Source organism: Pseudomonas sp. 21LCFQ010 (genome assembly GCF_024129905.1).
Classification (GTDB): Bacteria; Pseudomonadota; Gammaproteobacteria; order Pseudomonadales; family Pseudomonadaceae; genus Aquipseudomonas.
In genome coordinates this window covers 208,982-229,942 of record NZ_JAMYDZ010000005.1, presented here as the reverse complement: position 1 = coordinate 229,942, position 20,961 = coordinate 208,982, and the positions used below count along the sequence as shown (strand labels likewise).

General features: G+C 61.4%; 21 protein-coding genes. 4 read left to right on the top strand and 17 right to left on the bottom strand.

Annotated elements, in window-relative coordinates:
* Window positions 1–9 precede the first annotated feature (9 nt).
* The 11 genes from NJC38_RS08895 to NJC38_RS08845 form a co-directional block, all read right to left on the bottom strand.
* The gene (locus NJC38_RS08895) at window positions 10–1,632 is read right to left on the bottom strand and encodes a methyl-accepting chemotaxis protein (RefSeq protein WP_253113466.1); all 1,623 of its coding nucleotides are present in this window, start codon (window positions 1,630–1,632) and stop codon (window positions 10–12) included.
* 117 nt (window positions 1,633–1,749) lie between these two features.
* Window positions 1,750–3,111: an ATP-binding protein gene (locus NJC38_RS08890; RefSeq protein ID WP_253113463.1), complete on the bottom strand. Its 1,362-nt coding sequence runs from the start codon at window positions 3,109–3,111 to the stop codon at window positions 1,750–1,752.
* Window positions 3,108–3,770 (bottom strand): response regulator, encoded by a 663-nt coding sequence (locus tag NJC38_RS08885; RefSeq protein WP_253113460.1) that lies wholly within the window; start codon window positions 3,768–3,770, stop codon window positions 3,108–3,110. The genes NJC38_RS08890 and NJC38_RS08885 overlap by 4 nt, the downstream gene beginning before the upstream one ends.
* A 9-nt stretch (window positions 3,771–3,779) precedes the next feature.
* On the bottom strand, window positions 3,780–4,421 hold the full coding sequence (locus NJC38_RS08880; RefSeq protein ID WP_253113457.1) for a tetratricopeptide repeat protein: 642 nt from the start codon (window positions 4,419–4,421) through the stop codon (window positions 3,780–3,782).
* A complete protein-coding gene (locus NJC38_RS08875) occupies window positions 4,418–5,227 on the bottom strand; it encodes an SDR family oxidoreductase (RefSeq protein ID WP_253113454.1) in 810 nt (269 codons plus the stop codon). Before NJC38_RS08875 ends, NJC38_RS08880 begins: the two co-directional genes overlap by 4 nt.
* A complete protein-coding gene (locus NJC38_RS08870; protein WP_253113451.1) occupies window positions 5,214–5,900 on the bottom strand; it encodes an iron-containing redox enzyme family protein in 687 nt (228 codons plus the stop codon). Before NJC38_RS08870 ends, NJC38_RS08875 begins: the two co-directional genes overlap by 14 nt.
* On the bottom strand, window positions 5,897–7,375 hold the full coding sequence (locus NJC38_RS08865; protein WP_253113449.1) for an AMP-binding protein: 1,479 nt from the start codon (window positions 7,373–7,375) through the stop codon (window positions 5,897–5,899). Before NJC38_RS08865 ends, NJC38_RS08870 begins: the two co-directional genes overlap by 4 nt.
* Window positions 7,365–8,042 carry a thermostable hemolysin gene (locus NJC38_RS08860; protein WP_253113446.1) on the bottom strand — a complete coding sequence of 226 codons (678 nt, stop codon included), beginning with the start codon at window positions 8,040–8,042 and terminating at the stop codon, window positions 7,365–7,367. Before NJC38_RS08860 ends, NJC38_RS08865 begins: the two co-directional genes overlap by 11 nt.
* A gap of 140 nt (window positions 8,043–8,182) precedes the next feature.
* Window positions 8,183–9,355: a glycosyltransferase gene (locus tag NJC38_RS08855; protein WP_253113408.1), complete on the bottom strand. Its 1,173-nt coding sequence runs from the start codon at window positions 9,353–9,355 to the stop codon at window positions 8,183–8,185.
* Window positions 9,356–9,489: 134 nt separating this feature from the next.
* Window positions 9,490–9,942 carry a RidA family protein gene (locus NJC38_RS08850; RefSeq protein ID WP_253113397.1) on the bottom strand — a complete coding sequence of 151 codons (453 nt, stop codon included), beginning with the start codon at window positions 9,940–9,942 and terminating at the stop codon, window positions 9,490–9,492.
* 95 nt (window positions 9,943–10,037) lie between these two features.
* Window positions 10,038–10,313 (bottom strand): hypothetical protein, encoded by a 276-nt coding sequence (locus NJC38_RS08845; protein ID WP_253113392.1) that lies wholly within the window; start codon window positions 10,311–10,313, stop codon window positions 10,038–10,040.
* A 678-nt stretch (window positions 10,314–10,991) separates the two neighbouring features.
* On the opposite strand from NJC38_RS08845, the gene NJC38_RS08840 reads away from it, so the two are divergent.
* Window positions 10,992–11,390 carry a GFA family protein gene (locus tag NJC38_RS08840; protein WP_253113390.1) on the top strand — a complete coding sequence of 133 codons (399 nt, stop codon included), beginning with the start codon at window positions 10,992–10,994 and terminating at the stop codon, window positions 11,388–11,390.
* Window positions 11,391–11,424: 34 nt separating this feature from the next.
* Here NJC38_RS08840 and NJC38_RS08835 read toward each other — a convergent pair whose 3' ends face one another.
* The 3 genes from NJC38_RS08835 to NJC38_RS08825 are packed head-to-tail and all read right to left on the bottom strand — an operon-like array spanning window position 11,425 to window position 12,784.
* On the bottom strand, window positions 11,425–11,631 hold the full coding sequence (locus tag NJC38_RS08835) for a DUF1289 domain-containing protein (protein ID WP_045488454.1): 207 nt from the start codon (window positions 11,629–11,631) through the stop codon (window positions 11,425–11,427).
* Window positions 11,621–12,154 (bottom strand): gamma carbonic anhydrase family protein, encoded by a 534-nt coding sequence (locus tag NJC38_RS08830; RefSeq protein WP_253113388.1) that lies wholly within the window; start codon window positions 12,152–12,154, stop codon window positions 11,621–11,623. Before NJC38_RS08830 ends, NJC38_RS08835 begins: the two co-directional genes overlap by 11 nt.
* Before the next feature lie 33 nt (window positions 12,155–12,187).
* Complete coding sequence (locus NJC38_RS08825; protein WP_045488449.1) at window positions 12,188–12,784, bottom strand: CoA pyrophosphatase; 597 nt, start codon at window positions 12,782–12,784, stop codon at window positions 12,188–12,190.
* 160 nt (window positions 12,785–12,944) lie between these two features.
* Here NJC38_RS08825 and NJC38_RS08820 point away from each other — a divergent pair, with 160 nt between their 5' ends.
* Together NJC38_RS08820 and NJC38_RS08815 are read left to right on the top strand one after the other, a co-directional pair.
* Complete coding sequence (locus tag NJC38_RS08820) at window positions 12,945–13,490, top strand: NUDIX hydrolase (RefSeq protein ID WP_045488446.1); 546 nt, start codon at window positions 12,945–12,947, stop codon at window positions 13,488–13,490.
* A gap of 45 nt (window positions 13,491–13,535) precedes the next feature.
* Complete coding sequence (locus tag NJC38_RS08815; RefSeq protein ID WP_045488443.1) at window positions 13,536–14,099, top strand: L,D-transpeptidase family protein; 564 nt, start codon at window positions 13,536–13,538, stop codon at window positions 14,097–14,099.
* Window positions 14,100–14,219: 120 nt separating this feature from the next.
* Here NJC38_RS08815 and NJC38_RS08810 read toward each other — a convergent pair whose 3' ends face one another.
* Window positions 14,220–14,531 (bottom strand): YqfO family protein, encoded by a 312-nt coding sequence (locus NJC38_RS08810; RefSeq protein WP_253113386.1) that lies wholly within the window; start codon window positions 14,529–14,531, stop codon window positions 14,220–14,222.
* A 4-nt stretch (window positions 14,532–14,535) separates the two neighbouring features.
* Window positions 14,536–18,432 (bottom strand): phosphoribosylformylglycinamidine synthase, encoded by a 3,897-nt coding sequence (purL, locus tag NJC38_RS08805; protein ID WP_045488438.1) that lies wholly within the window; start codon window positions 18,430–18,432, stop codon window positions 14,536–14,538.
* A 194-nt stretch (window positions 18,433–18,626) separates the two neighbouring features.
* Here purL and mltF point away from each other — a divergent pair, with 194 nt between their 5' ends.
* Window positions 18,627–20,090 carry a membrane-bound lytic murein transglycosylase MltF gene (mltF, locus tag NJC38_RS08800; RefSeq protein WP_052483407.1) on the top strand — a complete coding sequence of 488 codons (1,464 nt, stop codon included), beginning with the start codon at window positions 18,627–18,629 and terminating at the stop codon, window positions 20,088–20,090.
* 108 nt (window positions 20,091–20,198) lie between these two features.
* Here mltF and pdxJ read toward each other — a convergent pair whose 3' ends face one another.
* Window positions 20,199–20,942, bottom strand: coding sequence for a pyridoxine 5'-phosphate synthase (gene pdxJ, locus NJC38_RS08795; protein ID WP_045488433.1), 744 nt, complete (start codon window positions 20,940–20,942; stop codon window positions 20,199–20,201).
* Window positions 20,943–20,961 lie beyond the last annotated feature (19 nt).

Genomic DNA, 20,961 nt, shown 5'->3' with positions numbered 1-20,961 from the left:
GGCTGTGGCTCAAACCACAAACTTGCCCACCAGCGTATTGAGTTGCACCGCCAGACGTGACAGTTCCTGGCTGGCGTCGGAGGTCTGGCTGGCGGCCTGGGCGCTGCGCAATGAGATATCGCGGATGCTGACCAGGTTTTGGTCCACCGAGCGGGCGACCTGGGCCTGTTGTTCCGAGGCGCTGGCGATCAGCAGGTTGCGTTCGTTGATGTCGCTGATCGCTTCGGCAATCTGCTCGATGGCTTCGCCGGCCTGGTTGGCGCTGGCCAGGGTGTCGCTGGCTTCGGTGTCGCTGCGACGCATGGAGCTGACGGCGGCTTCGGAGTTGCTGCGGATCTCGGCGATCATCTTCTCGATTTCCTGGGTCGAGAGCTGGGTGCGATGGGCCAGGGCCCGGACTTCATCAGCGACCACGGCAAACCCCCTGCCCTGCTCGCCGGCCCGCGCCGCCTCGATGGCGGCATTGAGCGCCAGCAGGTTGGTCTGTTCGGCAATGGTGCGGATCACATCCAGCACCTTGGCGATGTCCTGGCTCTTCTGCGCCAGGTCTTCGACGTCGTTGCGGGTCTGGCGCACGCTGTCGCTCAGGCGCTTGATGGAGGTGATGGTGGTAGTGACCTTGCTCTGGCCCAGCACCGCCGACTGTTCGGAGCGCTGGCTGGACTGCGAGGTTGACGAGGCATTGCGTGCCACTTCCTCGACAGCTGCGGTCATTTCGTTGACCGCCGTGGCCGCCTGGTCGGTCTCCAGGCTCTGCTGCTGGGCACTGGCGGTGGTTTCGTGGGTGATGGCGCTGAGTTGCTCGGCGGCGCTGCTCAGTTGTGAGGATGACTGGCCAATCAGGTCAATCATCGAACGCAGGTTGTCACGCATCGCCCGTGTCGCTGTTTCCAGCCCCGTGAGTTCATCGGCGCCCTGCACATCGATGTCAGCGCGCAGGTTGCCGCTGGCGATCTGTTCGGTGGCGCTGAGCAGAGCACGCACCGGGCGCACAATGCTGTTGCTGAACAGTCGCGCAATCAGCACCGTCAACACCAGTGCCAGCGCGCTTAAAGAACCGATCAGGTAGACGCTGAAGGTCTGTATATCATGCGCTTCGAGGCTGGAGGCATCGGCTCCGCGCTCGTTGATCTCGATCAGCTTTTCCACGCTGGCCTGCAACTCGGAGGCGACCGGCTTGGAGCCAAGCACAATCATCGCCCCAAGCTCCTTCACACTGGCGGTGGCACCGACTGCCACAAGCTTGTCGATCTCGCGTATGTAGGCATCAACATAGGCACTGAGCTGCTCGTACAGACGCCGCTCATCATCGGAAGACACCATAGCGGCATAGGCCTGGGTTTCAGTCTTGAGCTGGCTGCGCAGTTTGTCGAGTGTCGCCAGCGAAACGGCGCTCATGCGCTGGTCATCCATGGCGAAGCGCCGCGCATCGACCCGATACAACAGCGCTGCTGCCTGGATCTTGCCGGCCTGGCGGACACTGGGCAACCAGTTCTCATGCAGAGAGACCACCACCCCGTCGATGTTGCGCAACTGCCAGATCGCACTGATGCCGATGACCAGCAACAGCAAGCAGATGCAACCAAAGGCCAGGATGGTACGGGTGCCAAGCAACAGATTTCGTGTATTCATGGGTAGCCCCTTCAGACAGAGCCAAGCAATCCCTGGCCTGGAATGACTGGGTTGATATCATCTGGTTATTTTTTCCGCAGACGCATGGGCACTGCGGTTTGAATCAATACAGAATGCTCACGCCCGTACCGTGAGGCAGGCCCTCAGCCCTCCCTGTTCACGGTTCTTCAGGTCAATGCTGCCCTGCAGTCGTTGGGCGATGGCCTGAACAATGGCCAGACCCAGCCCTACCCCCTCCTCGTTGCCGTGACTGTAGAAACGCTCGAACAGTCGCGTTTGTTGCTCATCGCTGATGCCGGGTCCCTGGTCTTCAACCAGCAACGCGAACGAAGCCTCCTGCAACTGCAGTGACACCGCTACATGACCTCCCGGCGGGGAAAACTTCACAGCGTTGGAAACCAGGTTTTGCAGTGCGATGCTCAGCAGCGAAATGTCTGTATTGACCGTACGGTGTGACACCTCGCACTGGAACGACAATTCGAGGCCCTGACCGATAACCCAGGGCGTCAACTGGGCAATGGCATTGCGGGTAGCATCGACCACATCCACCGGTGCCAGATTGATCGGTGCATTAGGCTCCAGACGGGCGATGGTCAGCAGTTGGTTGACCAGCCGGGTGGTGCGATCAACGCCCACCACCAGATAGTCCAGTGATTTACGCTTCTCCTGCTCGCTGGAGGCTTCCATCAGGTTCTGGGCATGGACCTTGAGCACCGCCAGCGGAGTACGCATTTCATGTGCGGCATCGGCGATAAAACGCCGCTCACGGTGCAGCAGTTCCTGGACCTGAGACAGCAGGCGGTTCAGCGCCGCCTGCATGGGTTCGAGTTCTGTTGGCAACGGCGCCAGGCTCAGCGGCTCCAGCGAGCCAGGAGTACGATTGCGCAAGATACGGGCAAGGTCATCGAGCGGTTTTAGGCCCACACCTATCGCCATCCAGACCACCACCAGCAGGATCAGGCTGCCAAGCAGGTTGGGCAGCACGGTGTGGTGGACGATACGGCCGACCAGATCAGCCCTGACGTCATCGCGCTCGCCGACCCAAATGCTGAAGCCGTGCTCTTGGTCATTCAGTACAAAAGCCCGCCACTGCCGCCCTCGCGGGTCGGTGATCGCGCTGAACCCCGGGGTTTTGAGGGGCTGGTCAAAAATCGGCGCGCTGGCGGTATGCACCAGCACCCGGCCGTCACTGCTCCATACCTGAAACGCCATCTTGCTTTCGTAAGGGTGCCCACCGGCACGTGGGTCGATGTGTTGCAACGCATTATTGAAGGCCTGGTAAAGCTGCTCATGCTCACCCGAAGCCAGAGGCATGCTCATCACGCCCTGTAGCAGGCGCGCATTACGTGCCAACTGAGCGTCATAGACTTCCGCGATCTCGTGATTGCTGTCATGCACGTTAAATAGCGTGAGCACCAGCAAGCCCACCAATAACAGGCCGATGATCAGCGTCAGAGTCCGGCGTCTGATCGACCTCACGGGCAAACCTCGACCATGTAACCTACGCCGCGAATGGTGCGGATCAGATCACTGAAAAACTTCTTGCGCAGGTTATGGATGTGGACCTCAAGGGTGTTGCTCTCCGCCTCCTCGTTCCAGCCATACAGCAACTGCATGAGGCGCTCACGGGTCATCACCCGGCCGGCCGGTGACAGCAGTTCATACAGCAATTGATACTCTTTAGGGGTCAGCGAGACCGCTTCACCGTCGAGTGTCACGCGCTGGTTGCCAGGGTTCAGGGTAATGCCGCGGTGCTCAATCACCACCTGAGCCCGCCCGGCGCTGCGACGTAACAAAGCACGCAGACGGGCTTTGAGCTCGGCCAGGTCGAAGGGTTTGATCAGGTAGTCGTCGGCACCGGCATCCAGCCCGGCGATGCGGTCCCCGGTCGCATCTCTGGCAGTAAGGATCAGCACCGGCAGCGTCGAGCCGGTCGCCCGCAGTTTCGCCAACACCTGCAGGCCGTCCAGACGAGGCAAACCCAGGTCCAGCACAGCCAGATCGAAAGTCTCACTGAGCAGCGCATGCAAGGCGCTGGCGCCGTCCTTGATCCAGTCAACGGTATAGCCGTCACGCAACAGGGCTTGATGGATACCGTCACCCAGTGCGGTATCGTCTTCGATCAACAGCAGCCGCATGCATATTCCTTATTTGAGTTTTTTGTCGATATCGGCCTGCAGTTGCCGGATGTCTTCACGTCGTCCGGCATCAGCCACCTCCCGGCCCGGCCTTGCAGGCGCCTGCAAGGCTTTATTCAAGGCCTCACGGGCTTGAGCATAGCGTCCCAGGCGATACAGGTGGTCTCCCCAAAAGTACAGGGTATCGATGCCTTGAGGATTGATCCGTAGCGCCTCTGTCAGCAATTGCCCGGCCTTTTCGGCATCACCGAACCCGATCGGCCAGCCCGGCACACGGTCATACAAGGCGGCCAGGCTGGTGTACGCCGAGCCTTGCAAGGCGTCAGGGTCAATCGCCAACGCCTTCTCGAAATCCTGACGGGCCAGTTTCGCTTTACCCAGTGCGCCTAAGCCGCCTTGGGCGCCGGCCCAACTGCTGTGCACAATCCCCGACCAAATCCACGCTTCGGCCGCCGCAGGCCGTTCCTTGGTAAAGCGCTCGGTTTGCCCGGACAGACGCTCAAACGCTGCTGCACGCTGCCCTTGTACAAGCTGATACTGAATGTTGGCCCACTCGTTCTGAATGCCGGCAAGCCGCTGTTGATCGGCGTTATCCAGCGCCAGGGCCGGCAGGCTGAGCAGACAGCCCAGTGCGATAAACAAATGTTTCATGGTCGAGGCCGCTCGTGTTTGCTTTGAGAACTGTATTGGCGGATCAACGGCAAGTGCTTACGCAGTCCGCGGTCGACCAGCATCGGCAGCAGGTTGTTGAGCCGCACGAACAACCGCTCTGGCCAGCCCAGATACAGCTCGTTACGGTCACCGATAATGGCGTGAAGCACTGCACCGGCCACGTGTGCGGGTTCGTCCACCTGACTGTTCAGGGCCGCATTGAGTGCTTGCGCTGCCGAGCTGTTCATCGCGGTTCGGGTCGCCCGCGGCGCCACATAAAGTACCCGGCAACGCGAGTCGGCCAGTTCACGGCGCAACGCTTCGGAAAAACCGCGCAGACCAAACTTGCTTGCACAGTAAGCGGTATAGCCGGCATAACCGATTGATCCATACGTCGAACCGACGTTGACGATCATCGCGCTGTCAGCCTGCTTGAGCATCGGCAGCAGTTGCCGGGCCAACAACATCGGCGCCAGCAGGTTAAGTTGCAGCATGGACTCAATGTCCTGTTCAGGCAGTTGCTCAAGCATTGAAAAGTGATTGCTGCCGGCAGCATTGACCAACAAATTGAAACCTTGCAGGCGCTGGGCCTCAGCGACCACTTGCTGACGACCCGCAGCGTTGCACAGGTCGGCCGCGAGCCACGACAAGCGATCCGGATACAGCGCCAGCAAAGGGCCAAGTGCCTGCCCTTGCCGTGACACGGCCACCACTTTGGCGCCTTGGGCACACAGCGCGGCCACTATTTGCAAACCGATGCCACCGCTGGCCCCGGTAACGATGACCCTGGCGTCATGCAGCTGCATGGCAGGCCCCGGCGGCCCGAGCGGGCTCGACTGGCAATGAATCAAACATGGCGGTGTACAGTCGGTAGACCACCCGCGAAGCGTGAATCACCGCCTCTTGATCTTCAGGTGCGGTCAAACGGTCCATGAGCTGGCGGTAGGTGTCCATATGGCCGATATCCAGGCTGCCATGGGACTGCAAATAACTGAACGCGGTCTCAGGCAGCCCCAGACGAGCCTTGATGGCGCCGGCAGCATGGGTAGCCAGAGCGATGCTGGTGCCCTCCAGTACATTGACCATGCCGAACAGGCCGACCGGATTGCCCCGGGCAATCAGGTCGTACAGGTAGGCGACCATCAGCTCAATCGGCAGTCCTGGCATTGCGTCACGTACCGCGTCGGCATCAGCGCCACATGCACGCAAGTCGTTGAGGATCCATTGCTCATGACCGTACTCCTCTTCGATGTATTCACAGACCGCACCGCGTAGCCATTCCAGCCGGGCAGGCAGACGGGCACCACAGGCCATCATCAGCGGTACGGTATGGCGGACATGGTGGAAAGCCTGGGTCAGAAACGCCTGATAACTCTCCAGGCTGACCTCGCCGGCCAGCGCCTGGCGAATGATCGGCAGGTTAAACAGCGCGTCACGATCCGTTTGCGTAGCGGCTTGCAACTGTTGGAAAAAACTCATGATGCGATGTCCTCGGCAGATGAATGGGCGCTGAACACATGGTGGTAGTGATAAAGAATGGCGTCGCGGCATGGCCGGCCATTGGCCGTCAGCATCGCGTTGTCAGTGCTGAACGGCTGATGCAACCGGGTCCAGCCATGCACCTGGGCATAACCGGGCAAGGCCAGGTTCGCCTGCTCGACCGCTTCCTGAAGCTGTGCGTCGCTGGTGGCCGGATGACGAGGCCAGAGCAGCGCATGATTGCGCGGCAACGCCTCGCCATAGACAAACGCCTGAGCAATCAGCGGACCTTGGGTCAGTTGCGCCTCGATCCATTCCGGATTGACGTTGCGCCCGAAACTGGTGATGAACTGGTTTTTTTTGCGGCCCTTGATAAACAGGTAGCCGTCCGCATCGAAGTAACCAAGGTCGCCAGTGGGCCACCACTGGTCGGGGGCACTGGGTTCATCCAGATAACCAAGCATGGCCCGGTTGCGCACCAGCACTTCGCCGTCCTCACCCAGGCGCAGTTGCACGTGTGCCAAAGGCTGACCGACGCTGCCCGGCCGCTGGGCACCGGGCCGATTGAGCGCGACCACCGATGCGCACTCAGACAACCCATACCCTTCATAGACCGGCAGGCCCACGTCACGGGCGCGTTGCAACAGTGGCTCGCTGACCCGTGCACCGCCTACTGCAAGGAAGCTGAACCCGGCCGGGTTCAAATAGCCCTGCTCGGCGGCGCTAACCAGCACCTGGAGTAACTGCGGCACCAGGATCAAGCTATCGGGCTGGCGCCGGGCCAAAACACCCAATAGGGTCGTGAGATTCACTGCGCTGGCGCCCTGGATGTCCAGACTGCCTTGCGAGGGCAAGCTGACGGTTGCGCCGGCATAAAGGGCGGCGTAGCAGCCGATGTTTTCCAGCAGCACCGCCAGCGGCAGCAAGGCCATATGATGGGTCGGTGCGCTGGCCTGGCTGGCAGCTACCAGCGCCAGCGCCACCTCGACAATACCGGCTGCGCTCAGGCACACCCCCTTGGGCGCACCGGTCGAGCCGGAGGTATAAGTCAGCTTGGCCGTACCGGGCGGCAGCCTTGTAGCATTGACCTCACGAATCCAGAACAACCCGGCCTGCTGATAGCCCGCGTCAATCAATTCATGCTCATGCGGCCTGTCAGCCAGAACGATTTGCACCTGGCTCTGTTGCAGACAATGCTGGCGCTGGGCGGCACTGAAGAACGGCGGCAGGATAACGCAGGGAATCTCTTCTAACAGCGCTGCCAAGTCCCAGATCAGCGCGTTGGCTGTATTGTCCAGGGCCAGGGCGATGGAATTGGCCTGCACGTCACGCAGCAACTCGCGGCGCAGTTCGATTTCAGCGTACAGCGAGGCATAGTCGATACGCAGTTCGTCGCCCCAGACGGCCGTGGTATAGGGACGCTCGGCGGCATGCTCAAGCAGCCGGTCACTGAAAACCTTTAGTTCAGGCGACATGGCTGTGGACCTGTGAAAGAGGGGGTAAGCCGAACCGCTCGAAAAGCCCCAGACGGGTCAGGTGAGCGAAACCGGTGCGGATGTTGCCGATGTGGACACTGGGCCGGGTCTGGTAGTAGCGGCCCCACTCATGGCGCTGCTCACCCAGCCGCATCGGGTCGGCAAGGCACAGCGTGACGGGGCGCAACCCCAATCGATTGAAACTATTGACCAGGCCGGCATTACCGGTGAAAACCACCCATTCCAGCCCTCGCCGGGCCAACAGCCAAGTCACGGTGATGATGCACAGGCGCGCACTGCCGATATTGCTGGCGGCCAGATTGCCGACTTCAACGATGACCCTGCGCGGCACCTCGCCACCGGCTACACCGGCGGCCAGTTGCTCTATGGGGTTATCCAGATAGTGTTCGAGAAACAGCGTGTCGTGCTCGGCCAGCCGTATACCAGCGGTTGCGCACAGGCCATCGTCAGCCCCGCGCAACGCCCACAGCTCGGGCATGAACAGTCGGACCTCAGCGCCATGTGCCTCGAGAAAGCGATCCTGGATATAGCGCTCGGCTTCGCCTCGTACAATGTCGCCCGGCAAGTGCTGCTCAAGCCTTAACGGCGTACTGCCGGCATGACCGAACCACAAGGGCACGGAAAATTTCCACTCAAGTGTTGGCATCAGCTATCACCTCCCCAGCCGGTGTGTGGAGAGGAGTATCGACAGCGAGTCTTAAGAAAGTCTGAAGATGCGCAACAGTCTGATTTCACCCTGCGCCTGGCAAAACCGACGAAACCGGCCCGCGCTGGCAGCATCAGCGCTTATCGCAGGGACGCAATCTGCTCCTTGATCCGCTCACAGGTGCGGTCCCACGACATGCCCTGCAACGCACGGTCAGCCAACGCCTGGAGCCGATCAGGATGGCGGCTCAGATCCAGCGCCAGGCCAATGGCTTCGATAAACGCCTGCGGGGTGGCAGCGATGCTCACCACGCCGCTGTCGGCGTAGCACTCAACCACATCGTGGAGGGGCGTGGACACCACCGGGCGCCCACCGGCGAGGTATTCCAGAGGTTGAGTCGGGCTGATGTAGCGTGTCGATTCATTGATGGCAAACGGCATCAGCGCCACATCCCAACCTGACAGATAGGCCGGCAGCGTCTGGTAGTCGCGCGGCCCCAGGTAATGCAGGTTGGGCTGACGTGGCAGGCTCGCGGGGTCGATCCTGGCCACCGGCCCGATCAGGATGATCTGCCATAGCGGCCGACGCATGGCCAGCTCGCGCAACAGCACGAGGTCCAGTTGCTCATCGAGCACGCCGAAAAACCCCAGCCGCGGTCGGCCGATGTCGGCCTGATCGGCAGGCTCGGCCTGGGCCAGGCGGGCATGGGCAAAATGCGCGATGTCGACGCTGCCGGGCATCAGGTGCACATTGTCATGCCGATCACGGCGCGACTCCCAGAGGCTGAGCCCGCCGGTAAACACCACATCGGCGCGCTCCAGCAGTTGTCGCTCCAGCTCCGCCAGGGCCGGCGGGGCATGGCGCAGCGCCGCCAGTTCGTCCATGCAATCGAAGACCGCCACCTGGCCGGCCAGATGCCGGGTAAATCGCAGCCCCATGGGGGTGAAGTACCACAACAGCAGGGGCGCTTGGTGATGCTGCGCCAGCCAGCCATCAAGCAGTTGCCGCTGCAGGCTGATGATGCGCTGCTCGCCCAGATCCTGCGGCAACCATGGCACCAGCACCGTGATACCGCCGGCCAGCTCACGCACCTCCAGATGCGGTTCCGGTCGCTCGTCGAACAGCGGCTCTTCGAAGAACCACACCTCGTAGTCACTGGCCAGTCGCGACATCAACTGTTGCGGTCGCTGCCAGACAAAGTCCCAGCGCAGGTGGCTCAGGCACAACAGAGTCGCTCGCGGCTGGACGGCGGGCGCTGCGCTGAACTGGATGGGCGCAGGGTCGGGTGGTCCGGGCGGTTGTTCAGGTTTCATGTGAGTGTCCTCAGTGCAACGGCCAAGCGCCCGTCAGCTCTGCAGTGACGGGCACTCTATTGCTTGCCAGGCAAGGACCGGGACCACTGAAACTCCGCCTTGTATGGAGTTGGAGCACTGCTGGCGGGGGGCGTTCAGTAGATCGCACCAGCATCCGATGAAGGGCCATGCCCGCCGGCAATCACCGCCATCGCCTCGATTTCCACCAGCATGCCGTCCAGTGCCAGGCGCGGCACCGGAATCAGTGTGCAGGCCGGTTTCATTGCCACCCCCCAGGCCTGATCGATGGCCGCCACCCACTCACCCAACCGCTGCTGGCTGTGATCGACAATCAGCAGGGTCAGCTTGAACACGTCGTTGAAGTCCGCACCCTGGGCCTGCAAGGCGATACGGACATTGGCCAGCGCCTGACGAGCCTGGGCGGCGAAACTGTCGGCCAATAGGCCCTGACTGTCTTCACCGCCCTGCCCGGCCAGAAACACAAAGCGCGCCGGGGTTTCGACCCGTGCGCCATGGGAATAACCGTTACCGGTGGGGTCGTAAAGGCCTTGCGGGTTGAACAGTTCGAATGCAGCGCGATGAGTCATGGGGCAGCTCCTAGTGTGAAGGAGCGCGAGTATCAGACCTCAAGTTAAGTCGAGGTCAAGCACTCGCCGCGTGCACTACAGTGACCAGCGGCAGGTCAGCTCGCCAGACCATCAGTGTCCGGCACCACCGGCTGCAACTGATCGAGCAGTTCATGGACCATTTTGCGCGCATGGCCGATCAGGTGCATGCTGCCCATGGCCAGATCGCGGGGCTGGCCCTGCAGGTTATCGGCACATTCATAGGCAATCGCGGTGGCGCAACGCAGCACGTCGTAAACTTGGTTGAGCTGCATTTCGAAGTGGTTGAGATCGTGCGCCGCAATGGGCACGGGGCTGGAAGTCGGTGGATCGGGAACGAGTTTTTTGGTCATGGTGCAACCCCTATTGATGGATAAAAAGTCACCGCCAAGGCCGCGGCCAAGCGGATGGGTGGCAACTGCACAAGGGTTGGCCGACCGGTCAATAGGTAACCCGGCACACCCGAAGGTGTCCCTCGCGCAGTTGCCATGAAGCTGCACCGTAAACGATATTCACGGTGCGGTTTCCGACATGCTGCGCCTATTGATTGTGTGATCGGGCGGCCAAGCCCTGCCGCTGAAAGCAGCGACGCGAGGCAGCCTAGACAGCCCGGAGCACAGGCGCAAGCGGTCAGGATTTTCTCGGAAATTTCCTTCAAGAGAAAGAGAGGCATCTTGCAATCAGGCGGATTTTCGAGCCAGAAACCGGCCTTTTTGCCATCACCAAAGCCTGCCCGCATAGCCGTCACAAAGCCATGGCCGCTGGCCTTCAACGTGGTATAGGATGCCCGCCTGCTGACAAGTTACCCGTCAGAGATACTCGCTCAACGAGCCAGACCGGCAGCTCATACGGCCCGTCGATCCATCGCTATTCGGGGAAGTACTTGTCTGAACAACTGGCGCTGTTGCAGCGGGTCATGGCTGGGTTCAGGACCCGCCGTTAAATCATGACTGGCGGACTGACCACGAGCGATGTTGCGGGCTTGCTGAAACATCGTCTGGTCTGCGACAAATCGACCGGGAATTTACAATATGCAACCGACCCACCAAGGCAGCTGCCTGTGCGGTGCCATCCACTACCAGCTATCAGCGCCGCTCAAAGCCTTGAGCCACTGCCACTGCACGCAATGCCAGAAAGCTCATGGCGCGGCGTTCGCCAGCTATGCCAGCGTGGCGCGCAGTGCCTTGCTGATTGACCGGGGTGGCCACCTGCTTGCCACTTACCCATCATCGCCAACAGTGGCCCGGCAGTTCTGCTCACAGTGTGGTTCGACGCTGTTCTGGAGCAACAGCGGCGGGCAGTTCGCAGACTGGGTCAGTGTAGCGGTGGCTACTCTGGATACGCCCCTGGAGGCTCACAAGGCGAAACACCTTTGGGTCGAGTCGCGGCCGCAGTGGCATCACACCACTGAGCTGGCGCAGCAGCCATGAGACAAAACGGCTGGGTTAAGGTCAGTTGCTCAATTCAGAGCGTCCAGAGTATCCCGCTGGCCTTGGCCCGCTCATGGCACAGCACCAGCACCTCACGGCGCTGGTGGTTGCTCATGCGGCTCCAACCGGTGATTTCCTGGACGCTGCGCTGACAGCCGGTACAGATGTCGTTGTCATCCAGTGCACAGATGCTCACGCAGGGTGAACGCACCGGTTTCTCGGCAGGGGCTTCAGTATTCATCTTCATCCTGCAGCGCCAGATCACTGGCGTAACGCTGCGCATTGTGCACATAGTGGGCGGCGCTGGCTTCGAGCATGCTCTTCTGCGCATCGGTCAGCTCGCGCACCACCTTGCCCGGCGAGCCCATGACCAGCGAGCCGTCCGGAATGACCTTGCCTTCGCCTATCAATGAATTGGCGCCGATGATGCAGTGCTTGCCGATCTTCGCGCCGTTGAGGATCACCGCGTTGATGCCGATCAGGCTGTAATCGTCGACCGTACAGCCATGCAACATGGCGTTATGGCCGATGGTCACGCCCTTGCCGATGGTCAACGGCCAGCCCTTGTCGGTGTGCATCACCGTGCCGTCCTGGACGTTGCTGTCTTCACCGATATGGATCAGTTCGTTGTCACCGCGCAACACCGCGCCGAACCAGACGCTGGCGTTCTTTTCCAGGCGTACATGGCCGATCAGCGTGGCGTTGGGCGCGCTCCAGCTTTCAGGGTGGGTCTGCACACGGGCAGATCCCAGGCGGTATTTCATGGCAGGTCCTCAGGCGTTCTTGTAATAGGCGGTTCAGGAACCGGACAGCCGCGGCGGACGTTGCAGGCTGATATTGGCGTCGTACAGCACGTTGATCAGCTCGACGATCATGATCGCGGTCAGGCCCCAGATCTTGTACTCGCCATAACGATAGCTGGGTACGTACCAACTGCGGCCCTGATAGTCGATGCGGTGGGTGTGTTCGCGCACGTCCTGGCGGAAGAATTCCAGCGGCACGCTGAACACCGCTGCGATTTCACCGTCATTGGGCTGGTATTCGACAAAATCCGGGATGATGCCCACATAGGGCGTGACCTTGATGCCGTAACGGGACACGACAGGGGTCAGCGGGCCGATCACTTCGACCAGCCCCGGCGGCAGGCCGATTTCTTCATCGGCTTCACGCAGGGCGGTGAACACCAGGTCAGGATCTTCCGGGTCGCGCCGGCCACCGGGAAACGCCACTTCACCGCCGTGGGTCGACAAGCCACTGGCACGCAGGGTCAGCACCAGTTCCGGCTCGGCGCTACGGGTCACTGGTAACAGAACCGCCGCCTCAGGAAAGCGCTCATCGGTCTCCAGGACACCTGGCGTGTGACTGCCTACACGGCGAAGTAGCTCATCCAGCATGGGGAATCTCGATCGTGTTGTACCCGGCATCATGCACCAAAGCAGCGATGCGCCCAAGCCTTTGCAGGACTCTCTTCATAGCAACTGTGTATGAAAACTTGCTGACTGCCTGTACGAAAGGCCAAGATGAGCGTCGGCTTTCACTGATCGAACACCCATCATGAATTTCTGCAGTCACTGCGGCAAACCGGTCACATTGCGCATCCCCGAAGGCGACAGCCGCGCGCGCTATGTGTGTGACCATTGCCAGACCATTCATTATCAGAACCCCAACATCGTCGCTGGCTGCCTGGTGACTTCGGGCAGCAAGGTGCTGCTGTGCCGCCGCGCCATCGAGCCGCGCCTGGGCTACTGGACCTTACCGGCCGGGTTCATGGAAAACGGCGAGACCGTCGAGCAGGCCGCGCGCCGTGAAACCGTCGAAGAAGCCTGCGCCAGTGTGCAGCAGCTTTACCTGTACTCGATGATCGATGTACCGCACATCAATCAGGTGCATGTGTTCTACCGTGGTGAACTGGTCGGCGAGAGCTATGCCGCCGGGGTCGAGAGTCTGGAAGTGCGCTTGTTCGACGAAGCCGACATTCCGTGGGATGAGCTGGCTTTCATGACGGTCCGGCGTACCCTAGAATGGTTCTTCGCAGACCGGCGCGAACAGCTCTATCCTGTCCATAGTCAGGCGCTGCCCCCCTCTCGTCCTGTTCAATAATCCCAAGCCCGGCCCCGCGAGCTGCGCGGCCTCAGGAAAACGTCAATGCGCTGGTTGTTCGCTGTAGTGTGCCTGTCGTTCGCATCCGCCTCCCAGGCGGCCTTCACCCAGACCATCGTGCCCAAGGGCAGCGAACAGAAGATCGTTGGCGAGAAGGTGATCAACACCGGCAAATTGTCAGAGCGACGCATCGATAAGGTGCTGGTGATCAAATCAACCCGGCAACTGCAGTTGATCAGTGACGGCGAAGCGTTGAAGACCTATCGCGTTTCGCTGGGCAAAAATCCCAAGGGCACCAAGCTGCAGGAAGGCGACAAACGCACCCCTGAGGGTTTCTACTGGCTCGACTGGCGCAAGCCGAGCAACAAGTACAACCTGTCGATGCACATTTCCTACCCCAATGCAGCTGACAGCGAGCGCGCCCGCAAGGAGGGCGTCAAGCCCGGCAGCATGATCATGATTCATGGCACGCCCATCGATGAAGAATACCCGGAGTGGTATTTCCATACCCTGGACTGGACAGAAGGCTGCATTGCGCTGAAGAACAACGACATGCGCGAGGTGTGGGATCTGGTGAAGGACGGGACGCTGATCGAGATCAGGCCCTGAAGGGTAGCCTGTAGGAGTGGGCTTGCTCGCGAAAGCCATTTGCCAGGCACAACATGGGCTGCGTCTGGTCCGGCCCCTTCGCGACCAAGGTCGCTCCCACAGGTGATCGACGGTCAATCGTCAGAAGTCTTCCAGCCGCCAGACCTCATAGGCTGGCGTTTCATACGGGTGGCTGAGCTTGAGCGCAGCCACTGTCGCACCCATCAGCTCGTCGGCGACGACCAGCTCGACCTTCCATTCAGCAACCTGTTCGACCACCCCGCTCTGCCCGATGAACGGCTGACTGCCGTCCAGCGGGCGGAACTGGCCGGTGCCCAGCGTTTGCCAGGCACAGTGGTCGTAGCCGCCAATGCGCCCGCCGCCAGCGGCGAAGACTGCCGCCTTCACCGGCTCCAGATGACTGGCGGGCACGAAGAAGGCGAGCTTGTACACCGGCTCAGTTCACCCAGACGCGCGCGTTGCGGAACATGCGCATCAGCGCGCCGTCTTCGTTCCAGTCGTCAGGACGCCAGGAGTTCTGCACGGCACGGAAGACCCGCTCAGGGTGCGGCATCATGATGGTCACGCGACCGTCGCGAGTGGTCAGGCCGCCGATACCGCGTGGCGAACCGTTCGGGTTGGCCGGGTAGGCTTCGGTGGTCTTGCCATGGTTGTCGACATAGCGCAGCGCCACGGTGCCGGACGCATCAGCCTGTTGCAGCGCATCGCTGCTGGCGAACTCCGCATGGCCTTCACCGTGAGCGATGGCGATCGGCATGCGCGAACCGGCCATGCCCTGCAGGAAGATCGACGGCGACTCCTGGATCTGCACCAGCGCTACACGGGCTTCGAACTGCTCGGAGCGGTTACGCACAAAGTGCGGCCACAGCTCGCTGCCCGGAATCAGCTCGTGCAGATTGGAGAGCATCTGGCAGCCGTTGCACACCCCCAGGGTGAAGCTGTCGCTGCGCTCGAAGAAGCCTTGGAAGGCGTCCCGGGCACGGGCGTTGAACAGCGCCGACTTGGCCCAGCCTTCACCGGCACCCAGCACGTCACCGTACGAGAAACCACCGCAGGCCACCAGGCCCTTGAACTCGTTGAGGTCGACACGGCCAGCGAGGATATCGCTCATGTGCACGTCGATGGCGTTGAAGCCGGCGCGGTCGAAAGCGGCGGCCATCTCGACCTGCCCGTTGACGCCCTGCTCACGCAGCACGGCAACCTGTGGGCGCACACCGGTCTTGATGTAAGGCGCAGCGATGTCTTCGTTGACATCGAAGCCGAGCTTGACGTTCAGACCCGGATTGTCTTCTTCGAGCAGCAGGGCGAATTCCTGGTCGGCGCACTCGGGGTTATCACGCAGACGCTGGATCTGGTAGCTGGTCTGCGCCCACTCGCGGTGCAGCGCGTGGCGCTGGCCGGTGAAGATCGCAGCGCCGTTGTAGCTGATCGACACTTCGTCGTTGTTGACCGGCTTGCCGATCACCGAAACGCAATCAGACAGGCCGGCAGCACTGAACTGGGCCAGTACGCCCGCCGTGGAGTCCTGGCGAACCTGAATGACGGCGCCCAGTTCTTCGTTGAACAGGATGCCCTGCACTTCGCTGGCGTTGTCGGCCAGGCCATCGAGCGACAGGTGCAGACCGCAGTGACCGGCAAAGGCCATCTCCAGCACAGTGGTCAGCAGGCCGCCATCGGAACGGTCGTGGTAAGCCAGCAGATGGTTATCAGCGTTCAGGCCCTGAATGACGGCAAAGAAGGCCTTGAGGTCTTCGGCGTCGTCCACGTCTGGCGCGCTGCTGCCCAGCTTGCCATGCACCTGGGCGAGGATCGAGCCGCCCATGCGGTTCTGGCCACGGCCCAGGTCGATCAGGATCAGGTCGGTCTCGCCCTTGTCCATGCGCAGTTGCGGGGTCAGGGTCTGACGGATGTCGACCACTGGCGCGAAGCCGCTGACAATCAGCGACATCGGCGAGGTCACGCTCTTGTCGACGCCCTCGTCGCTCCAGCGGGTTTTCATCGACATGGAGTCTTTACCCACCGGAATGGTCAGGCCCAGCTCAGGGCACAGTTCCATGCCGACGGCTTTGACCGTGTCGTACAAGCGGGCGTCTTCACCCGGGTGACCGGCGGCGGACATCCAGTTGGCCGACAGTTTGATGTCGGACAGCCTGGCGATGCGCGAGGCGGCCAGGTTGGTCAGGGTTTCGCCGATGGCCATGCGGCCAGAGGCCGGGGCATCGAGCAGGGCCAGCGGCGTACGTTCGCCCATGGCCATGGCTTCACCGGTGTTGACGTCGAAGCTGGTTGCAGTCACGGCGCAGTCGGCCACCGGCACTTGCCATGGACCGACCATCTGGTCACGGGCCACCAGGCCTGTGATGCTGCGGTCGCCGATGGTGATCAGGAAGCTCTTGCTGGCCACAGCCGGGTGGCGCAGTACGCGCTGCACGCTGTCGGCCAGGTCCAGGCTGCTCGGGTCGAAATCGTCGCCCAGTTCAGCCTCACGCTGCACCGAACGGTGCATGCGTGGCGCCTTGCCCAGCAGCACCTCCAGTGGCATGTCCACCGGGCTGTTGCCGAAGTGGCTGTCGGTCACGGTCAGGTGTTGTTCTTCAGTCGCCTCACCGACGACCGCGAACGGGCAGCGCTCACGCTCACAGATGGCCTGGAAGCGCTCGAAGTTCTCGACGCTGACGGCCAGCACGTAACGTTCCTGGGATTCGTTGCTCCAGATTTCCAGCGGCGCCATGCCCGGCTCGTCGTTAGGCACGTTGCGCAGCTCGAAACGACCGCCACGGCCGCCGTCGTTGACCAGCTCCGGGAAAGCGTTGGACAGACCGCCGGCACCCACGTCGTGGATGAAAGCAATCGGGTTGGCGTCGCCCAGTTGCCAGCAGCGGTCGATGACCTCCTGGCAGCGGCGTTCCATTTCCGGGTTCTCACGTTGCACCGAGGCAAAGTCCAGATCAGCCGAGCTGCTGCCAGTGGCGACCGACGAAGCAGCGCCGCCGCCCAGGCCGATGAGCATGGCCGGGCCACCGAGCACGATCAGCTTGGCGCCGACCGTGATCTCGCCCTTCTGCACGTGATCTTCACGGATGTTGCCCAGACCACCGGCCAGCATGATCGGCTTGTGGTAACCGCGCACTTCGCTGCCGTGCGGGGTCTGGATGCTTTGTTCAAAGGTACGGAAATAGCCGGTCAGGGCCGGGCGACCGAACTCGTTGTTGAACGCCGCGCCACCGAGCGGGCCGTCAATCATGATGTCCAGTGCGGTAACAATGCGCTCAGGCTTGCCGTAAGCGACTTCCCATGGCTGTTCGAAGCCAGGGATGTGCAGGTTCGACACGGTAAAACCGGTCAGGCCGGCCTTGGGCTTGGAGCCGCGACCCGTCGCGCCTTCATCGCGGATTTCGCCGCCGGAACCGGTCGACGCACCGGAGAATGGCGAGATGGCGGTCGGGTGGTTGTGGGTCTCGACCTTCATCAGAATGTGCACCGGCTCCTGCACCGCGCCGTACTGACGGGTCTCAGGGTTCGGGAAGAAGCGGCCGGCCACGCTGCCGACGATCACCGAAGCGTTGTCTTTATAAGCAGACAGAACGCCTTCGCTGTGCATCTGGTAGGTGTTCTTGATCATGCCGAACAGGCTTTTTTCCTGGCTCTGGCCGTCGATATCCCAACTGGCGTTGAAGATCTTGTGACGGCAGTGCTCGGAGTTGGCCTGGGCGAACATCATCAGTTCGATGTCGTTCGGGTTGCGCTTGAGCCCGATGAAACTGCTCACCAGGTAGTCGATTTCGTCTTCGGCCAGGGCCAGGCCCAGCTCGACGTTGGCTTGCTCCAGCGCGGCGCGGCCACCGCCGAGAACGTCGACGCTGGTCAGTGGCTTGGGCTGCGCCTTGCTGAACAGGCCATCGGCCTGTTCAAGGCTGCCGAGCACCAATTGGGTCATGCGGTCGTGCAGGACGCTGGCAATCGCCTGGGCGTCCGACTCCGCGAACTGGCCTTGTACATAAAAGGCAATGCCGCGCTCGATGCGCTGGATCTTCTCCAGGCCGCAGTTACGGGCAATGTCGCTGGCCTTGCTGGACCACGGCGAAATGGTGCCGAAACGCGGCACTACCAGAAACAGGCGACCGGCAGGCTCTTGAACCGGCACGCTCGGGCCGTACTTCAGGAGACGGTCGAGCACCTGCTGTTCCTGGTCGCTCAGGGCGCCGGTGACTGCAGCGAAGTGAGCGAATTCGGCGTACAGGCCACTGACAGCTGAAACTTTTTGTTTCAGTTGTTCCAGCAATTTGCTGTGGCGGAAAGCAGAAAGGGCAGGAGCACCACGCAGGATCAACATCGTCGGGACAGCCTCGGGAAGGGGGGTGTACTTTGAGGCCACGCATTCTAGCCTAAAGCGACATTTCTGGCACCCAAAACGGCTACACGGCATGCGCCCGGATGTCACGGGCTGTCAAAAAGCCTTTTTGCTTATCAGACACGAGCTTTGCTGTCGATATATGGCGCCGGGTGCGCTTTGCGTATACTGCGCCAATGTTCTCCCGACCTGATTTTCGCACTCGTTGCGTCAGATGGCTCATCGCAACCGGACTCTTCCTGATGCTCGGCGCCTGTGTGGATAAACCCAACACACTGGAGCGAGTCAAGGAGGATGGCGTCCTGCGCGTCATTACCCGCAACAGCCCGGCCACTTATTTTCAGGACCGCAACGGCGAAACCGGCTTCGAATACGAGTTGGTGAAGCATTTCGCGGACGATCTGGGGGTGAAACTGCAGATCGAAACCGCCGACAGCCTCGACGAACTGTTCGACCAGATGAGCAAGCCCGGCGGCCCGGTGCTGGCCGCTGCCGGCCTGATCGAGACGCCGAACCGCAAACAGCAGGCGCGCTTCTCGCATCCGTATCTGGAAGTCACCCCACAGGTGGTGTACCGCAACGGCCAGTCACGACCGACCGACCCCGCCGACCTGGTGGGCAAGCGCATCATGGTGCTCAAGGGCAGTAGCCATGCCGAGCAACTGGCCGAGATCAAGAAACAGTTCCCGGCCCTGGACTATGAAGAGTCCGATGCGGTTGAGGTGGTCGACCTGCTGCGCATGGTCGATGAAGGCCAGATCGACCTGACCCTGGTCGACTCCAACGAACTGGCGATGAACCAGGTGTATTTCTCCAACGTGCGGGTTGCCTTCGACCTGGGCGAGACCCGCAAGCAGCGCTGGGTCGTGGGTCCGGGCGAAGACAACAGCCTGCTTAACGAAATCAACGCGTACCTGGTCAAGTCAGAGAAGAACGGCACGCTGCAGCGCCTCAAGGACCGTTACTACGGGCACGTTGACGTACTGGGTTATGTCGGCGCCTATACCTTCGCCCAGCACTTGCAAGAGCGCTTGCCCAAGTACGAAAAGTTCTTCAAGACCTCAGCCAAGAAAGAAGAAGTCGACTGGCGTCTGCTGGCTGCCATTGGTTATCAGGAATCGCTGTGGCAGCCCACGGTGACGTCCAAGACCGGCGTACGCGGCCTGATGATGCTGACCCAGAACACCGCCCAGGCCATGGGCGTGTCCAACCGTCTCGATGCCCGGCAGAGCATTCAGGGCGGCGCCAAGTACTTTGCGCTGGTCAAAGAGCAACTGAGCGAAGTGCCGGAGCCTGATCGCACCTGGCTGGCCTTGGCGGCCTATAACGTGGGTAGCGGGCATCTGGAAGATGCGCGCAAGCTGGCGGTCAACGAAGGGCTGAACCCCAACCGCTGGCTGGACGTGAAGAAAATGCTGCCGCGCCTGTCGCAGAAGAAGTGGTACAGCAAGACTCGCTACGGCTACGCCCGTGGTGGCGAGCCCGTGCATTTCGTAGCCAACATCCGGCGTTACTACGACATCCTGACTTGGGTGACCCAACCGCAACTGGAAGGTAATCAGGTCACCGAGGGCAGCCTGCACGTGCCTGGCGTGGACAAGACCCCACCGCCGGCACAACAGCAACAGCCTGGCTCCTGATCGCCACTTTTCGCCTGAAAAAGATAATCCACCGCCTGACACAAAACCTCGTAGGGGCCGCTTTAGCGGCGAAGCCTTCGCCGCTAAAGCGGCCCCTACAAAGCCACCTCAGTTACGGGCGGCCGCCACGATCAGGGCTTTCATCTCGGCCACGGCGGCCTTGAAGCCGACGAACAGTGCGTGCGCCACCAGCGCATGACCAATGTTCAGTTCATTGATGCCCTTGATCGCCGCCACAGCTTCGACGTTGTGGTAGTGCAGCCCATGCCCGGCATTGACGATCAGCCCCTGCCCCACCCCAAAAGCCACACCGTCGGCGATGCGCTGCAGCTCTTCGGCCACCTCCGTTGGCGTCTGGGCATCGGCATAACGGCCGGTATGCAGCTCGATAGCCGGCGCCCCTACACGCCTGGATGCGGCAATTTGCCGCTCGTCGGCATCGATGAACAGCGACACTTCACAGCCCACCTTGGCCAGACGCTCTACCGCTGCCTGAATACGAGCCTCTTGACCTGCGACATCGAGGCCGCCTTCGGTGGTCAGTTCCTGGCGGGTTTCCGGCACCAGACATACGTGGGCCGGGCGCAGGCGCTCGGCAAAGCTGAGCATCTCTTCAGTGACACCCATCTCGAAGTTCATGCGAGTCTGCAACACTTCGGCCAGCAACAGCACATCACGGTCCTGGATGTGCCGGCGGTCTTCGCGCAGGTGCACGGTAATGCCATCAGCGCCGGCTTCTTCGGCGTCCAGGGCTGCTTTGACCGGGTCTGGGTAACGGGTGCCGCGGGCCTGACGCAGCGTGGCCACGTGATCGATGTTCACGCCAAGGAGGATGCGGGAGCTTTGGGTCACGGAGGACTCCTGAAAATGG